At 70.0% G+C, this 14,811-nt stretch carries 14 protein-coding genes; 6 read left to right on the top strand and 8 right to left on the bottom strand.

Annotated elements, in window-relative coordinates; translation table 11 throughout:
- Positions 1-114: 114 nt before the first annotated feature.
- A complete protein-coding gene (locus LTT66_RS17615; protein WP_233068816.1) occupies positions 115-1,926 on the top strand; it encodes an ABC-F family ATP-binding cassette domain-containing protein in 1,812 nt (603 codons plus the stop codon).
- Positions 1,927-2,039: 113 nt separating this feature from the next.
- Positions 2,040-2,246, top strand: a complete 207-nt coding sequence (locus LTT66_RS17610) for a heavy-metal-associated domain-containing protein (RefSeq protein WP_063052594.1) — start codon at positions 2,040-2,042, stop codon at positions 2,244-2,246.
- A 36-nt stretch (positions 2,247-2,282) separates the two neighbouring features.
- Here LTT66_RS17610 and rsmA read toward each other — a convergent pair whose 3' ends face one another.
- The 3 genes from rsmA to LTT66_RS17590 form a co-directional block, all read right to left on the bottom strand.
- Positions 2,283-3,164 carry a 16S rRNA (adenine(1518)-N(6)/adenine(1519)-N(6))-dimethyltransferase RsmA gene (gene rsmA / locus LTT66_RS17605; RefSeq protein WP_043697837.1) on the bottom strand — a complete coding sequence of 294 codons (882 nt, stop codon included), beginning with the start codon at positions 3,162-3,164 and terminating at the stop codon, positions 2,283-2,285.
- Between the two features lie 49 nt (positions 3,165-3,213).
- Positions 3,214-4,341: a resuscitation-promoting factor gene (locus LTT66_RS37090; RefSeq protein WP_220134958.1), complete on the bottom strand. Its 1,128-nt coding sequence runs from the start codon at positions 4,339-4,341 to the stop codon at positions 3,214-3,216.
- Between the two features lie 197 nt (positions 4,342-4,538).
- Complete coding sequence (locus tag LTT66_RS17590; RefSeq protein WP_233068815.1) at positions 4,539-5,366, bottom strand: TatD family hydrolase; 828 nt, start codon at positions 5,364-5,366, stop codon at positions 4,539-4,541.
- 98 nt (positions 5,367-5,464) lie between these two features.
- On the opposite strand from LTT66_RS17590, the gene metG reads away from it, so the two are divergent.
- Complete coding sequence (metG, locus tag LTT66_RS17585; protein WP_195067762.1) at positions 5,465-7,024, top strand: methionine--tRNA ligase; 1,560 nt, start codon at positions 5,465-5,467, stop codon at positions 7,022-7,024.
- A gap of 222 nt (positions 7,025-7,246) precedes the next feature.
- A complete protein-coding gene (locus LTT66_RS17580; RefSeq protein WP_195067763.1) occupies positions 7,247-7,915 on the top strand; it encodes a TetR/AcrR family transcriptional regulator in 669 nt (222 codons plus the stop codon).
- An 81-nt stretch (positions 7,916-7,996) separates the two neighbouring features.
- On the opposite strand, the gene LTT66_RS17575 is transcribed toward LTT66_RS17580, so the two are convergent.
- Positions 7,997-8,749, bottom strand: a complete 753-nt coding sequence (locus LTT66_RS17575; protein WP_181719416.1) for an isocitrate lyase/PEP mutase family protein — start codon at positions 8,747-8,749, stop codon at positions 7,997-7,999.
- An 81-nt stretch (positions 8,750-8,830) separates the two neighbouring features.
- Positions 8,831-9,634: a 16S rRNA (cytidine(1402)-2'-O)-methyltransferase gene (rsmI, locus tag LTT66_RS17570; protein ID WP_195067815.1), complete on the bottom strand. Its 804-nt coding sequence runs from the start codon at positions 9,632-9,634 to the stop codon at positions 8,831-8,833.
- Between the two features lie 322 nt (positions 9,635-9,956).
- On the opposite strand from rsmI, the gene LTT66_RS17565 reads away from it, so the two are divergent.
- The gene (locus LTT66_RS17565; protein WP_408638812.1) at positions 9,957-11,582 is read left to right on the top strand and encodes a dolichyl-phosphate-mannose--protein mannosyltransferase; all 1,626 of its coding nucleotides are present in this window, start codon (positions 9,957-9,959) and stop codon (positions 11,580-11,582) included.
- An 84-nt stretch (positions 11,583-11,666) separates the two neighbouring features.
- On the opposite strand, the gene LTT66_RS17560 is transcribed toward LTT66_RS17565, so the two are convergent.
- Both LTT66_RS17560 and arcA read right to left on the bottom strand, forming a co-directional pair.
- On the bottom strand, positions 11,667-12,026 hold the full coding sequence (locus LTT66_RS17560; protein ID WP_043731954.1) for a GntR family transcriptional regulator: 360 nt from the start codon (positions 12,024-12,026) through the stop codon (positions 11,667-11,669).
- Positions 12,027-12,033: 7 nt separating this feature from the next.
- Entirely contained in the window at positions 12,034-13,290 is a 1,257-nt protein-coding gene (gene arcA / locus LTT66_RS17555; RefSeq protein WP_233068814.1) for an arginine deiminase, read from the bottom strand.
- A 124-nt stretch (positions 13,291-13,414) separates the two neighbouring features.
- Here arcA and soxR point away from each other — a divergent pair, with 124 nt between their 5' ends.
- Entirely contained in the window at positions 13,415-13,903 is a 489-nt protein-coding gene (soxR, locus tag LTT66_RS17550; RefSeq protein ID WP_181719419.1) for a redox-sensitive transcriptional activator SoxR, read from the top strand.
- Here the strand turns inward: soxR and LTT66_RS17545 are convergent.
- A complete protein-coding gene (locus LTT66_RS17545; protein WP_408638811.1) occupies positions 13,872-14,762 on the bottom strand; it encodes an SDR family oxidoreductase in 891 nt (296 codons plus the stop codon). The two genes, soxR and LTT66_RS17545, sit on opposite strands and share 32 nt — an antisense overlap.
- Positions 14,763-14,811 lie beyond the last annotated feature (49 nt).

The following is a 14,811-nucleotide window of genomic DNA, read 5'->3' as shown; positions in this document are numbered from 1 at the left end:
ACGTTCGTCACGCAAGCCCGCCCCGCGTTCGACGGATCGACGGCCGCTCGGCCACGGTCGGTACGCTGGCCCGGGGCGATCATCGGACCGCCTCCGCAAGACACGGAAGGATCCATGTCCAACCTGATCAACCTCGAACAGGTCCACAAGAGCTTCGGGATCAAGCCGCTGCTGGACAACGTCTCGCTCGGCGTGCACGCGGGCGAACGGATCGGTGTCGTCGGCCTCAACGGCGGCGGCAAGACCACCCTGCTCGAGGTGCTCACCGGCATCGAGGAACCGGACAGCGGCCGGGTCAGCCGGCTCGGCGGCCTGCGCATGGCCGTGGTGACCCAGCGCGGCGTGCTGCCCGCGGGCGCGACGGTCGGTTCGGTGGTGCTGGCGGGCCTGGCCGACGACGCCATGACCGACGAGATCGCCGAGCACGAATGGGCCGCAGACTCGCGGATCCGCTCGGTGATGGAGGGTATCGGCATCGCGGATCTGGGCCTGGACACCCTGGTGGACAACCTCTCCGGCGGCGAACGCCGCCGGGTGGCGCTCGCCGCCGCGCTGGTGCGCGAACTCGACCTGCTGGTGCTGGACGAGCCGACCAACCACCTGGACGTGGAGGGCGTGCAGTGGCTGGCCCAGCACCTGCTCGACCGCCGCAGCGCCCTGGTCGTGGTGACGCACGATCGCTGGTTCCTGGACACCGTCGCCACCAACACCTGGGAAGTGGTCGGCGGCAAGGTGGAAAGCTACGAGGGCGGTTACGGCGACTGGATCTTCGCCCGCGCCGAGCGCGCCCGTCAGGCGGACGCGAGCGAGGCCAGACGGCGCAACCTGGCCCGCAAGGAACTGGCCTGGCTGCGGCGCGGCCCGCAGGCGCGCACCTCCAAGCCGCGCTACCGGGTCGAAGCCGCCGAAGCCCTGATCGCCGACGTGCCACCGCCGCGCGACAGCGTCTCGCTGGCCGCCTTCGCGCGCAAGCGCCTCGGCCGCGTGGTCGTCGAGCTGGAGGACGCCACGCTCACCACCCCGGACGGCCGGGAGCTGGTGCGGGACCTGACCTGGCGGCTGGCGCCGGGCGAGCGCGTCGGCCTGGTCGGCGTCAACGGCTCGGGCAAGACGACGCTGCTGCGCGCGCTGGCCGGAGACACCGGTCCGAACGGTTCGACACTCGCCGCGGGCAAGCGCGTCCAAGGCCAGACCGTGCAGATCGGCTGGCTGCGCCAAGAACTCGACGACCTGCCGACCCAGCTGCGCGTGCTGGAGGCGGTGCAGCAGGTCGCCCAGCGAATCATGCTGGGCGACAAGGAGATCTCGGCGGGACAGCTGGCCGAGCGACTCGGCTTCACCCCCGCCCGCCAGCGCACGCCGGTCGGCGATCTGTCCGGCGGCGAACGGCGGCGCCTGCAGCTCACCCGCATCCTCATGTCCGAGCCGAACGTGCTGCTGCTCGACGAGCCGACCAACGACCTGGACATCGACACCCTGCAACAGCTGGAGGATCTGCTCGACAACTGGGCGGGCACGCTGGTCGTGATCAGCCACGACCGGTACCTCATCGAGCGGATCTGCGACTCCACTTGGGCACTGTTCGGCGACGGCAAACTCACGAACCTGCCCGGCGGCATCGAGGAGTACCTCGCCAAACGCGCGACCCTCGCCGCGAGCCGCACGCGCGCCGCGGCGCCCGAGGCCAAGCCCGCCGACGCCCCCGCCACCGACTCCGCGGCCTACCGCGCGGCCCGCAAAGAGCTGACCCGCCTGGAACGCGCCATCGACAAGCTGTCGGAGCGCGAGCAGCGCTTGCACACCGCGCTGGCCGACGCGGCTACCGAGCCGGACAAGCTGGTCACCCTGGGCGCGGAACTCAAGCAGGTGCTCGCGGAGAAGGAGACGGCCGAAGAGCGCTGGCTGGAACTGGCCGACGGCGTGTGAGCCGCGCCGGTCAATGCCGAGCCACTCTTGCACGCCGATACCCATAGGGGGTATGTTTCACCTGTCGGGATACCCCCGGATCGTATGAGAATCTGGATGCGAAGGAGTCGGACATGCCTACCACCACCTACACCGTCACGGGGATGACCTGCGGGCACTGCGTCAGCTCCGTCAAGACCGAGATCGGCAAGATCGACGGTGTGACCAGCGTCGACGTCGATCTCGCCAGCGGCGCGGTCCGGGTCGACAGCACCGCGCCGATCGCGGACGCCGATATCGTCGCCGCCGTCGACGAAGCCGGTTACGAAGTCGCCGTCTGATCCGGCCTTCGCGCAGCCGCTGCTCTATGGGCAGCGCTACGCCTGGGCCGCCAAGCGGACGAAGGCGGCGGTGTCAAGCGTTTCGCCGCGCGCGGTGGGGGCGATGCCCGCGGCGAGCAGGCGGCGCTCCGCTTCGGCGGGCGACCCGGCCCAGCCGGCGAGCGCCGCGCGCAGGGTCTTGCGGCGCTGCGCGAAGGCGGCGTCGACGACCTCGAAGACGCGGCGGCGGTGCCCGGCGTCCATCGGCCACGGCGGCTGGTCGAAGCGATCGATCCGGACCAGACCCGACTCGACCCGTGGCACCGGCCAGAACACCTGGGTGCCGACCGCGCCCGCGCGCCGGACCGTGCCGAAGAAGCCCGCCTTCACACTGGGGACGCCGTAGGTGCGGTTGCCCGGCTCGGCGGCGAGCCGATCGGCCACCTCGGCCTGCACCATCACCAGAGCGACCGCGATGCCGGGCAACTCGGCGAGCAGATGCAGCAGCACCGGCACCGCCACGTTGTACGGGAGATTGGCCACCAGCGCGGTGGGCTCGGCGGGCAGGTCGGCGGCGGCGACCCGCAGCGCGTCCGCCTCGACCACCGACAGACGTTGCGCCAGCTCCGGCGCGCGGTCGGCGACGGTAGCCGGAAGATGCCCCGCCAGCACGGGATCGATCTCGACCGCGACCACCGAGTCCACCACGTCCAGTAGCGCGAGGGTCAGCGAACCGAGACCGGGCCCGACCTCCAGCACCACGTCCCCGCGCCCCACTCCGGCGGCCGCGACGATCCGGCGCACCGTGTTCGCGTCGTGCACGAAGTTCTGACCGAGCTGCTTGGTCGGCCGCACGCCGAATCGCTCGGCAAGTACCCGCACCTCGGCGGGCCCGAGCAGGGCCGCGCTCCCACGAGCGGAGATTTCAGGTTCGGACACCTCGAGAATCTATCAACCACGCCGCGGCGGCCCCCGGGTCCGGTGAGCGTCAGCTGATGCCGAGCCGGCCGGTGCACGCGGGCCAGGCGCCCCAGCCCTGCCGCTGCCGGGTGATCTCGGCGATGGCGATCTGCTCTTCCCTGGTGGCCAGATCGGCGCGTGGCGCGTACCGCAGGCCGCCTTGGCGCTCCCAGGTGCCCTGGTCGAACTGCACGCCGCCGTAATAGCCGTTGCCGGTGTTGATCGACCAGTTGCCGGTGGACTCACAGCGGGCCAGCGCGTCCCAGATCGCGCCGTCGCGCACGGGCGGCACCTCGGTGCCCGGCTTGGCGCCCTTGCGGACGGTCTTCGGCTGCGCCGCCACGGTCACCGTGGAACCGACGGCCTGCCGGTCCACTTCCTGGCCGTTGACCATGGTGACCGCGAACGTGACGTTCTGCACGCCGGGCGCGCCGGGCGATTCCACCACCGTGCGGCTCATGTTCATGGTCGGGTCTTCGATGACGTTCTCCGGCGGATCCAGCGGCAACGTCTCGGTGTGCTGTTCGACCCGCTTGCGCGTCACCGTGACGCGCAGACCGTTCGTCAGCGGCGTGGACGCGGCGGGCTCGACGGTGTCCTGCTCGACCAGCGGGATGCCGGACACCTCGAGGAATTTGCCGACCGTGGGGGCGGCGGCGCGCACGTCCACCGGATTGCCGATGCCGTCGACCAGCGAGACCATGCGCGGTGTCGCGATCAGCAGCGTGGCGCCCTGCAGCGGGAGCCGCTCGTCGCGGGCGGGCGAGACGTAGACCTCTTTCGGGATCTTCAGCTGCTCGAGCGCCTCTCCCGCGGTCACGCCGGTGGTCCACACCTTCTGCGTCATCCCGTCGACGGACAGATCGACTTCGCGGGCGCGGTTGAGCGTGATGGTCGCGCCGTCGGCGATGTGCGCGGCCAGGGCGGGCGCCACCTTGTCCCGGTCGGTCACGGCGAAGCCCGCGGCCTTCAGGACGCCGCGCACGTCACGCGACATGGTCGTCTGGAACAGCTTCTCGCCGTCCACCACGACGGCCACCGTCTTGCGGTTCACGATCGCGAGCCCGGCGCCGATGATCAGCGTCAGCAGCAGCGCGGCGACCGCGATGTACAGCAGCGGCGAACGCGACTGGTTGATCCGCGTGAAGGGGGACATGGTCACAGCACGATAACGAGGGGGCCGGGCGCCGACAACAGCAAGCTCAGGAACAGGGCCTTTTCAATATCACGATCGAATATCGACCCCGCAGGTAAATCACAAAACGGAACGGCGAAAGTGACATAGCCCACATTTCGCATAGCCCGGCATATCGCGGGCATTCGTTGTGGCCCTCGGGTGCGCGCGCACCCGGCTCAGATGCGGTAGACCCGCCGCGCGTTGGCGGTGGTGATCTTCGCCAGCTCCACCGGATCCTGCCCGCGCAATCCGGCCAGCGCGCGCACGGTGTACGGCAGGCAGTACGGCTCGTTCGGCGCGCCGCGGAACGGGTGCGGGGTCAGATACGGCGCGTCCGTCTCGACCAGGATCTGATCGTCGGGCACGACCTTGGCCGCCTCCCGCAGCTCGTGCGCGTTCTTGAAGCTCACGGTGCCGGAGAAACTCAGCACGTAACCCTCGGCCACACACGACAGCGCCATGTTCGTGTCCGAGGAGAAGCAGTGGAAGATCACGGTGTCCGGCGCGCCCTCGTCCAGCAGCACCGTCAGCAAGTCGTGATCGGCCTCGCGGTTGTGGATCATGAGCGGCTTGCGGATGCGCTTGGCCAGGTCGATGTGCCAGCGAAACCCCTCGATCTGCGTCTCGATGTCGGCGCAACCCTCCAGCTTGCCCGGCCAGTAGTAGTCCAGACCGGTCTCGCCGACGGCGACCACCCGCGGGTCGCCGGCCAATCGCTCCAGCTCGGCCTTCGCTTCGTCGTCGAGCGCGTTCGCCCTGGTCGGATGCAGCGCGACGGCGGCGAACACCCGATCGTCCCAGTGCGCGGCCCGCACCGCCCACCGGGCGGCGGCCAGGTCGTCGGCGACGGTGACCACCCGGCCGACCCCGACCGAAGCGGCGCGATCCACGATCGCCGCGGTGGACGCCGCGTCGGTCGCGCCGCAGGCGTCCAGATGGGTGTGCGCGTCCACGATCGGCGACAGCGGCTCGGGCAACTCCGGCGCGGGACGTCCGGCGCTCATCGGCGGCCACCACGCGGCGCGGGCCACACGGCCCGCGAATCGGCGAGGGGCATATTCACGCGAGCGAAAGAATGCACGCGCATTACAGTAGACACACCATGAGCGAAGCTGACCGCCCCGCCTTCTACATCACCACGGCCATCGCCTATCCGAACGGCGCGCCGCACATCGGGCATGCGTACGAGTACATCTCGGCCGACGCCATCGCCCGTTTCAAGCGCCTCGACGGCTACGACGTGTTCTTCATGACCGGCACCGACGAGCACGGCCAGAAGATGCAGCAGGCCGCGGTCGCCGAGGGCATCCCGGTGGAAGAGCTCGCGGCCCGCAACTCCGATGTGTTCGAGGCGCTGGACAAGACGCTCGACATCTCCTTCGACCGGTTCATCCGCACGACCGATGAGGACCACCACGCCGCCTGCGTCGCCATCTGGGAGCGGATGCTGGCCAGCGGCGACATCTACCTGGGCAACTACTCGGGCTGGTACTCGGTGCGGGACGAGGCGTTCTACACCGACGAGGAGACCACGGTGCTGGAGGACGGCACCCGCGTCTCCACCGAGTCCAGGACGCCGGTCACCTGGACCGAGGAGTCGAACTACTTCTTCCGGCTGTCGGCCTACCAGGACAAGCTGCTGGCGCTGTACGAGGAGCATCCGGAATTCATCGCGCCCGCCACCCGGCGCAACGAGATCGTCAGCTACGTGAAGGCGGGCCTGAAGGACCTGTCCATCTCGCGCACCACCTTCGACTGGGGTGTCCCGGTCCCCGACCATCCCGACCACGTCATGTACGTGTGGGTGGACGCGCTGACCAACTACATCACCGGCGTCGGCTTCCCGGACACCGAGTCCGAGGCGTTCGGCAAGTTCTGGCCCGCCGACGTGCACATCATCGGCAAGGACATCACCCGGTTCCACACGGTGTACTGGCCCGCGTTCCTGCTGTCGGCCGGCGTGGAGCTGCCCAAACGCGTGTTCGTGCACGGGTTCCTGTACAACAAGGGCGAGAAGATGTCCAAGTCGGTCGGCAACGTGGTCGACCCGCTGGAACTGGTCGAGAACTACGGCTTGGACGCGGTGCGCTTCTTCCTGCTGCGCGAGATCTCCTACGGCCAGGACGGCAGCTACAGCCACGAGGCCATCGTGAGCCGGATCAACAGCGACCTGGCCAACGAGTTCGGCAACCTGGTGCAGCGCAGCACCAAGCTGGTCGCGCGGGACTGCGGCGGTGCGGTGCCGACGCCAGGCGTGTTCACCGACGACGACCGCGCCCTGCTCGACCTGGCGGGCGGCCTGCTGGAGCGCTGCCGCGCCGAATTCGACGCGCAGCAGATGCATCTGGCGCTGGAGGCGATCTGGCTGACGCTGGGCGAGACGAACCGGTACTTCTCCGCACAGGCGCCGTGGGCGCTGGCGAAGTCGGGCACGCCGGAGGATCTCGCCCGCGAGGCGACCGTGCTGTACGTGACCCTGGAGGTGCTGCGCATCGTCGCGATCCTGGTGCAGCCGGTGCTGCCGGGGTCGGCGAGCCGCATCCTCGACCAGCTGGGCCAGCAGCGCAGGACGTTCGCCGATATCGCGACACCGATCGAGCCCGGCCTGGCGTTGCCCGCGCCGGAACCGGTGTTCCCCAAGTACGTCGAACCGAAGGAATGACCAGTCCGGCCCGCCCCGCGGCGGGCCGGAACCATAAGGCGCGCAATGCTTTCGCCATCTTGCACCCCGACTACCCAGGGGTGGGCCGTACCTGCCTTTCCGTCGTGGAATGCGTTGTCGGATAATGAAACACCGGTTCGCGGCCCTGCGACGCCCGGACCGTGTGCGATCGGTACGACGACGCTGCCGTTCGGGATCGGTTCCGGCACAGAGAGGGCACACATGGGCCAGCAGCATGCGACGGCATCCGCTCAGCGGTCCGGTTTCGCCGAGCGGCATCGGGCGGCACGCGAAGCCGTACTCACGTCGCAGCGCGGCAGGCTGGTCGAGGCGATGGTGGAGTCGGTGGACAGCAAGGGCTATCCGGCGACCACGCTCACCGACATCGTCGGCCGCGCGCGGGTTTCGCGCACCACCTTCTACGACCATTTCGCCAACAAGGAGGAGTGTTTCGCCGAGGCGGTGCACACCGGTGTCGACATCATGGCGACCCGGATCGCGGACGAACTCGCCCAGTTGCCCTCGGACGCCGACGCCTACGCGAAGATCGAGTCCATCGTGGTGACCTTCTGCCGGACCGTCGCCACCGAGCCGGATTTCGCCCGGCTGGTTCTGGTGGAGTCGTTCAAGGTGAACCAGGCCGCCGTCGGCTACCGCGACCTCGCCGTCGACCGCTTCGCCCAGCTCTATCGGATCTTCTACGACCAGGCGCGCGCGGCGGACCCGACGCTGCCGGAGGTCTCCGACGGGCTGATCGCCCTGATCCCGGACGCGATCGGCGAACGGACGCGGCGGGTCATCATCTCCGACGGACCCGCGCGGGTGCCGGAGATGGCGCCGCTTTTCGTCCAGTTCGTCATGAGCGCCCTCGGGCTATCCGAACCTGCCTGAACACCGCATCAGCGGTCCGGCGGGCCTTTCACCGTGGGCGGTGCCCCACCGGGTCGTCCGGTGGGGCACCGGCCTCGGGTCTCACTTCCAGCGGCCGAGCACGGTCTGGATCTCCTTGGTCAGCACGGCCTGCAGGAAGGGGCCGAAGGTGATCCGCGCGACGCCCTGATCGGCGAGGGCCGCCTTGTCGGCCTGATCCGGCGCCACGGTGGCGCTGATCGGCAGCGGCAGTTCGCCGGTCAGGCGGCGCATGTCGGCCTCGGCGTGGCGGCCCACCGGGAACAGCACGTCCGCGCCCGCCTCGGCGGCCAGCTTCAGTCGCTCGATGGCGCGATCGAGGCGGTCGGCGTCGTCGCCGTCCCGGCGCAGGAACAGGTCGGTGCGCGCGTTGATCACCACGTGCACGCCCGCCGCGTCGGCGGCTTTGCGCAGCCCGTGCACGAGATCGGCGTGCTCCTGCGCCGCGCGCAGGCGCCTGCCCTCACTGTGCACCGTGTCCTCGATGTTCAGCCCGATCGCGCCCGCTTCCAGCAGCCCGTCGATCAGCCGTGCGGGCTCCTGCCCGTAGCCCGACTCGATGTCGACCGACACCGGGACGTCCACCGCCGCCGTGATCTGCCGCACCCGGGCCAACGACTCGTCGAACGTCATCTGCTCCCCGTCCCCGCGGCCGATCGAGTCGGCCAGCGGATGACTGCCGACCGTCAGGGCCGAAAAGCCCTCCGCCACAGCGACTTTCGCGGACCAGGCATCCCACACCGTCGGGAAGACGCCCGGGTTCCCCGGCACGTGCAATCCGAGAAACGTCGTGGCCTTGCTCTCCAGAGAAGTCATACCGATGATCATGCCCGCCGCACCACCTCGGGTCGACCACCCACGGCGGAGCCGCACCGCACGGCCCGGGGAGGTGCGCCGCTAGGAAGTGCGGCGCGCAGCGAGAACCGCGTCGTAGAGCTCGCGGCGGGAGACGACGTGGGCGGCGGCGACCTCGGCGCAGGCGTCCTTCAGGCGAGCGCCCGCGGCCGTCAGCGATTCGACGGCGTCGACCAGGTCCGCGGGATCGGCGGCGGTGGGCTGGGCGCCCGCGAGCACCACCGTGATCTCGCCCCGCGCGCCCTCGACGGCCCATGCGGCCAGTTCGGCCAGGGTGCCGCGGACCACTTCCTCGTAGGTCTTGGTCAGCTCCCGGCAGACGGCGGCGCGGCGGTCCGGGCCGAGGACCTCGACCGCGTCGGCCAGGCAGTCGGCGAGCCGGTGCGGCGCCTCGAAGAACACGCAGGCGCGCGATTCGGTGGCCAAGGTGCGCAACCATTCCCGGCGCTGGCCGGATTTGCGCGGCGAGAATCCGTCGAAGCAGAACCGTTCCACCGGCAAGGCCGACAGTGCGAGCGCCGTGGTCACCGCCGAGGGGCCGGGCAGGCAGGTCACCGGCAGGTCGCGCTCGACGCACGCCGCCACCATGCGGTAGCCGGGATCGCTCACCGACGGCATCCCCGCGTCGGTCACCAGCAGCACCGTGCGGCCCTCGGCGATCTCGTCGAGCAGCATCGGGATCCGCGCGGTCTCCACATGGTCGTAGAAGCTGACCACCCGGCCGGAGATCTCGACGCCGAGCGCCTTGGCCAGCGCCCTGGTACGCCGCGTGTCCTCGGCGGCCACCACGTCGGCGGTGGCCAGCCCCTCGCGCAGGCGCTGCGAGGCGTCCCCGATGTCGCCCATCGGTGTCGCCGCGAGCACCAGCCTGCCCGTCGTCACTGTCGCTGTCCCGCCTCTCCGGAGTATTCAGGCCGTACCAGTCGGGCGCCGAGGGATTTACGTTCAGACCCTGCGTCGGGGTGCGCCCGAGTTCTGGGCGTACCCGATGAGTTGCCCATGTACATACGAAACCGGTTCGTAGCGTATTCCGATGTCCGCGACGACTACGGGCGGGTCTCGTGGTCCGGTCCTGGGCCGGGTGCGCGGGACCTGACCGCGACGCGTGCGACCACCCAACGCGTACGGCCTGAATACTCGGAGAGGCGGCACAGCATACGATCGGGGCGTGACCCAGGTGACCGACCAGCGCGCGACCGCACGGTTCGGAACCGTGCCCTCCTGGTCGAGTCCGGGACCGCTGCGGCCGACGCCCGACTTCGGCCCCACCGACCGACTGCGCGGCTGGCTGGTGACGGCGTTCCTCACCGCGATCGCGGCGGTGACGCGCTTCACGATGCTCAACTACCCGACCGACGCGGGCACTCCGGTGTTCGATGAGAAGCACTACGCGCCGCAGGCCTGGCAGATGCTCACCGGCGGCTGGGTGGAGGACAACCCCGGCTACGGACTGGTGGTGCACCCACCGGTCGGCAAGCAGTTCATCGCGCTCGGCGAGGCGATGTTCGGCTACAACGGCTGGGGCTGGCGCTTCACCGCGGCGGTCGCCGGAACGGTGCTGGTGCTGCTGGTGATCCGGATCGTGCGGCGGCTGGCGCGCTCCACCCTGATCGGCGCGATCGCGGGCCTGCTGCTGATCGCCGACGGGCTCACCTTCGTCTCCTCGCGCATCGGCATGCTCGACATCTTCATGGCGCTGTTCGTCACCGCCGCGTTCGGCTGCCTGATCGTCGACCGTGACGAGATCCGCGCCCGGTTCGCGCGCGCGGACGCCCACGGCCGGATCGGCGTGACGGACTGGGGTCCGCGCCTCGGGGTGCGCTGGTGGCGTTTCGGCGCGGGCGTGCTGCTCGGCCTGGCCTGCGGAACCAAATGGTCCGGCGTCTATTTCATCGCCGCCTTCGGCCTGATGAGCGTCTACTTCGACCTCTCGGCGCGGCGGACCTACGGTGTGCGCCGCCCCTGGCTCGGTGTGGCCTTGCGCGATATCGGTCCCGCGCTGTACGCGCTGGTGCTCGTCCCCCTCGGCGTCTATCTGGCGAGCTACTGGGCCTGGTTCGCCAGCGAGACCGGCGTGTACCGGTACATGCCGGGCAATCCGTCGGCGCCTACGGACCCGATCGGCACCGGCGGATTCTGGTCGCACGTGGCGCCGGGCGCGCTGCGCTCGCTGTGGTACTTCAACGCCAGGTCGCTGGAATTCCACACGGAGCTGACCAATTCGGCGGGCAACCACCACCCCTGGGAATCCAAACCCTGGACTTGGCCCATGGGCCTGCGCCCGATGCTGTACTACTACGCCGACGGCGGCGTCACCGGCTGCGGCCAGACCCAGTGCGTGAAGGCCGTGATGCTGATCGGGACGCCCGCCATCTGGTGGGTCGCGGGTCCGGTACTGGCGTGGATGCTGTGGCGCGCCGTGGTGCGCCGCGACTGGCGTTACGGCACGGTGCTGGTCGGCTACGGCGCCGCGCTGCTGCCCTGGTTCGCCACCCTCGACCGGCAGATGTACTACTTCTACGCCGTCCCGATGGCCCCGTTCCTGGTGATGGGCGTGGCGCTGGCGCTCGGCGACGTGCTGGGCCCGGCGCGCCCCAGCACCATCCCGCGCAGCCCCGCCGGGACCTACCTCCCCGCCCCGCCGAACGAGCGGCGCAGCCTCGGACTGCTCGCGGTCTGTCTTTACCTGGGCCTGGTGATCGCCAACTTCATCTGGCTCTGGCCGATCCTCACCGCCCTCCCGATCACCCCGAGCAACTGGCACGACCACCTCTGGCTGCCGAGCTGGAGGTAGTAAGGGGGCATGCTCGGTCTCGCTTCGCTCGAAACCTGTGGTCGGGCCGGTGTGGGCGCGGGGAGCGGTGGAGGCCCCGGCGTATCAACCTTCCAGCGCCGCTTGCACGTAGCGCAGGGCGGTGGCGTCGTCCAAGCCCAGTCTGCGCACGGTCGCGACATAGGCGGTGGCCGCGCGACCCGCCACGTCGCGGGTCGGGTCACCGGACGACGCGATGAACGAGCCCTGTCTGCCGCGGGTTTCGACCACGCCGTCGGCCTCCAGTTCGCGGTAGGCCCGCGCCACCGTATTGGGGGCCAGGCCGAGCTGGGCGGCCAGGGCGCGGACGGTCGGGATCTTGGTTCCGGCGGTCAGCTCGCCGGAACGCACCTGCGCGATGATGCCCAGGCGTAGCTGCTCGTAGGGCGGCACAGCCGATTCATGGGAGACCGTGATGGTGAACATGGCCGGCTCACACGTCGTCGCGGGACAGCGGACAGGACAGGCAGCGGGGCCCGCCTCGGCCGGAACCCAATTCGGAGCCGGGTATGCGCAGCACCTCGATGCCCGCGTCCTCCAGTCTGGCGTTGGTCATCTCGTTGCGCTCGTAGGCCACCACCACGCCCGGAGCGAGGGCGAGGGTGTTGTTGCCGTCGTCCCACTGCTCGCGTTCCGCGGTGACGCCGTCCAGCCCGGTGTCGATGACGCGTAGTTTGCCGATGCCCATCGCCTCCGCGGCCGCGGGCAGGAACGGATCGGGCCCGCGCATGCTGACCCGGCCGCTGCCGAGTCGCCCGCCGTAGTCGGCCTCCTTGCGGATCGTGAAGGCGCACAGCGACTCCCGCACCGCGGGGTACATCACGACGGCATCCGCGTCGACCATGGTGCACACCGTGTCCAGGTGCATGGTGGCGCGGGTCTGCGCGATCGGCACCACGAGGACGGTATGCGCGAGGTCGTCGTCGAACAGGCTGCGCGCCAAGGCTTCCGCGCCCGCGGGTGAGGTGCGTTCCCCTACGCCCACCGCGACCACGCCCTCCGACAGCAGCAGCACGTCACCCCCTTCGATCGGAGCGGTATGCGATTCGTAAGCGCGGCGCACCCCGAGGAAACGGGGATGAAAGGCGTAGATGAGGTCGGTCAGCGAGGTCTCCCTGCCGCGCGCGGGCAACGCGAGGGAGGTGATCGCGACACGCGGCCCGACCCAGAACGACGAGTCCCTGGTGAACAGCAGATTGGGCAGCGGATCGATGACGAAGTCGCCGCCGTGGTGCATGCGGCGGACAAGTGAGGTGGCGTCGGGCCCGAACGGCAATTCGTCGAAGGTCATACCCGCCATGAGGATTTCGGCCAGTTCCACGGCGGGCACGCCGCGCAGGAAGGCGGCCAGCTCGTCGGCCAGCGCGTGGCCGAGCCTGCGCGCGTCGACCGCGGCGGAGATGCCCTGGATCCGGGCCGCGCCGCTGACCTCGAGCGTCTCGGCGAGCAGCTTCGACAGCAACAGCACCTCGGTGCCGCGGCCGCGCAGGACGTCGGCGAACGTGTCGTGCTCCTGCTGAGCGCGCTCCACCCACGGGATCCCGTCGAACAGCAGCTGATCGTTGTTGCGCGGGGTCAGCCTGCGCAGCTCGTTGCCGGGCCGGTGCAACAGCACCGTGCGCAGCGTGCCGACTTCGGACGTCACGGCCAGACGCGCACCCTCCTGCGCGGACACAGCATCAGCTCCCATGATCAGACCGTAGTGCGCCACGGCCCGGAGGGCACGCGATTCCCGGCTTCGGATGCCGATCACCGAATCCGGCCCCGGCACACCCTAACCTGAAGTATTGTTTAGGTGATAGGGAGGAGCGTGCATGTCGACAGCAGCTGATTGGCGGGCGAAAGAGCTGACCCCCGGGCAGCTCTCCGAGCGTAGTGGAGTCGCGGTCTCCGCGTTGCACTTCTACGAACGCGAAGGGCTCATCACGAGCAGACGTACCAGCGGGAACCAGCGCAGATACGCCCGCGAGACACTGCGGCGCGTGGCCTTCATCCGCATCTCCCAGCGCGTCGGCATACCGCTGAGCGAGATCCGGGCGGCCCTCGATCAGCTGCCCGAGGGCCGCACCCCCACCCGGCGTGACTGGGAGAGCCTCTCGACCGTCTGGCGCGCCGATCTCGACGACCGGATCACCCAGCTGATCCGCCTGCGCGACAGCCTCACCGGCTGCATCGGCTGCGGCTGCCTGTCGCTGGGCACCTGCCGCCTGGTCAACGAGCACGACCGGCTCGGCGCGGAGGGCCCCGGCGCCCGCGTGCTGGATGTGCAGCTCAACTGCCCGTCGAAGCCAGCAGCCTGCTGAAGCGCGCGCTGGTGCGGCGCATGACGAACTCGTAGGGAAACGCGAACTTGCGCTTCCACCAGTAGCCGAAGCGGATGTCGAACGAACTGTAGATCAGGAACCGGTTGCGTTCGATCCCGCGCAGGATGGCCGACGCCACCCGCTCCGGCGGCACCGCGTGCTCGGCGAATGCCGCGGTGAGCCGCTTGATCTTCGGGTCCTCCTTGTTCACTCCGACCAGCTCGACGCTGCGCACCAGCGGCGTGTTCACCGCTCCCGGCGCCACCAGGTGCACCGTGATGCCGTGTTGCGCCAGATCGAAGCGCAGCACCTCCGAGACACCCCGGATGCCGTATTTGCCCGCGCTGTATGCCGCGTGCCAGGGCAGCGCGAGCAGCCCCGCCGCCGACGACACGTTCACCAGCGCACCGCCCTTGCCCGCGCGCACCATCGGCGGCACGAAGGTCTCGATGACGTGGATCGGGCCCATCAGGTTGACCTCGACCATGCGCCGCCAGTGCTTGTGCTCCAGGTTCTCCACGGTGCCCCAGACCGACGTGCCCGCGATGTTCATCACGACGTCCAGGCTGCCGAGTTCGGCGTGCACCCGGTCGGCGAAGGCGCGCACCGCGTCGTAGTCGGTGATGTCCAGCGACTCGGCGAGGGCGACGCGGCCACCCGAGGCGCGGATGTCGCTCACCGTGGCGTCCAAGCCCTCGGCATCGACGTCGGTGAGCACCAGTTCGGCGCCCTCCCCGGCGGCGGCCAGCGCGGTGGCCCGGCCGATGCCGCTCGCCGCACCGGTGACCAGCACCGTCGCCTCGCGCACCGTTGTTCGACCCGCTCGCCCGCGACCTCTACCCAGCACTGCGCATCCCATCTCGAATCGCCGAATCGGTTCTCCGCAGGGTAGTCCAGCCGACGGCCGC

Source organism: Nocardia gipuzkoensis (genome assembly GCF_021183645.1).
Taxonomy (GTDB): domain Bacteria; phylum Actinomycetota; class Actinomycetes; order Mycobacteriales; family Mycobacteriaceae; genus Nocardia; species Nocardia abscessus.
The sequence above is the reverse complement of the archived record's forward strand: the minus strand, read 5'-3'. Positions and strand labels throughout refer to the sequence as shown.

Bases quoted from the DNA above. Each gene is read 5' to 3' on its own strand.
- LTT66_RS17615 (WP_233068816.1), top strand. From the start codon at position 115: ATGTCCAACCTGATCAACCTCGAACAGGTCCACAAGAGCTTCGGGATC.
- LTT66_RS17610 (WP_063052594.1), top strand. From the start codon at position 2,040: ATGCCTACCACCACCTACACCGTCACGGGGATGACCTGCGGGCACTGC.
- LTT66_RS37090 (WP_220134958.1), bottom strand. From the start codon at position 4,341: ATGTCCCCCTTCACGCGGATCAACCAGTCGCGTTCGCCGCTGCTGTAC.
- LTT66_RS17590 (WP_233068815.1), bottom strand. From the start codon at position 5,366: ATGAGCGCCGGACGTCCCGCGCCGGAGTTGCCCGAGCCGCTGTCGCCG.
- metG (WP_195067762.1), top strand. From the start codon at position 5,465: ATGAGCGAAGCTGACCGCCCCGCCTTCTACATCACCACGGCCATCGCC.
- LTT66_RS17580 (WP_195067763.1), top strand. From the start codon at position 7,247: ATGGGCCAGCAGCATGCGACGGCATCCGCTCAGCGGTCCGGTTTCGCC.
- LTT66_RS17575 (WP_181719416.1), bottom strand. From the start codon at position 8,749: ATGACTTCTCTGGAGAGCAAGGCCACGACGTTTCTCGGATTGCACGTG.
- rsmI (WP_195067815.1), bottom strand. From the start codon at position 9,634: ATGGGCGACATCGGGGACGCCTCGCAGCGCCTGCGCGAGGGGCTGGCC.
- LTT66_RS17560 (WP_043731954.1), bottom strand. From the start codon at position 12,026: ATGTTCACCATCACGGTCTCCCATGAATCGGCTGTGCCGCCCTACGAG.
- arcA (WP_233068814.1), bottom strand. From the start codon at position 13,290: ATGGGAGCTGATGCTGTGTCCGCGCAGGAGGGTGCGCGTCTGGCCGTG.
- soxR (WP_181719419.1), top strand. From the start codon at position 13,415: ATGTCGACAGCAGCTGATTGGCGGGCGAAAGAGCTGACCCCCGGGCAG.
- LTT66_RS17545 (WP_408638811.1), bottom strand. From the start codon at position 14,762: ATGGGATGCGCAGTGCTGGGTAGAGGTCGCGGGCGAGCGGGTCGAACA.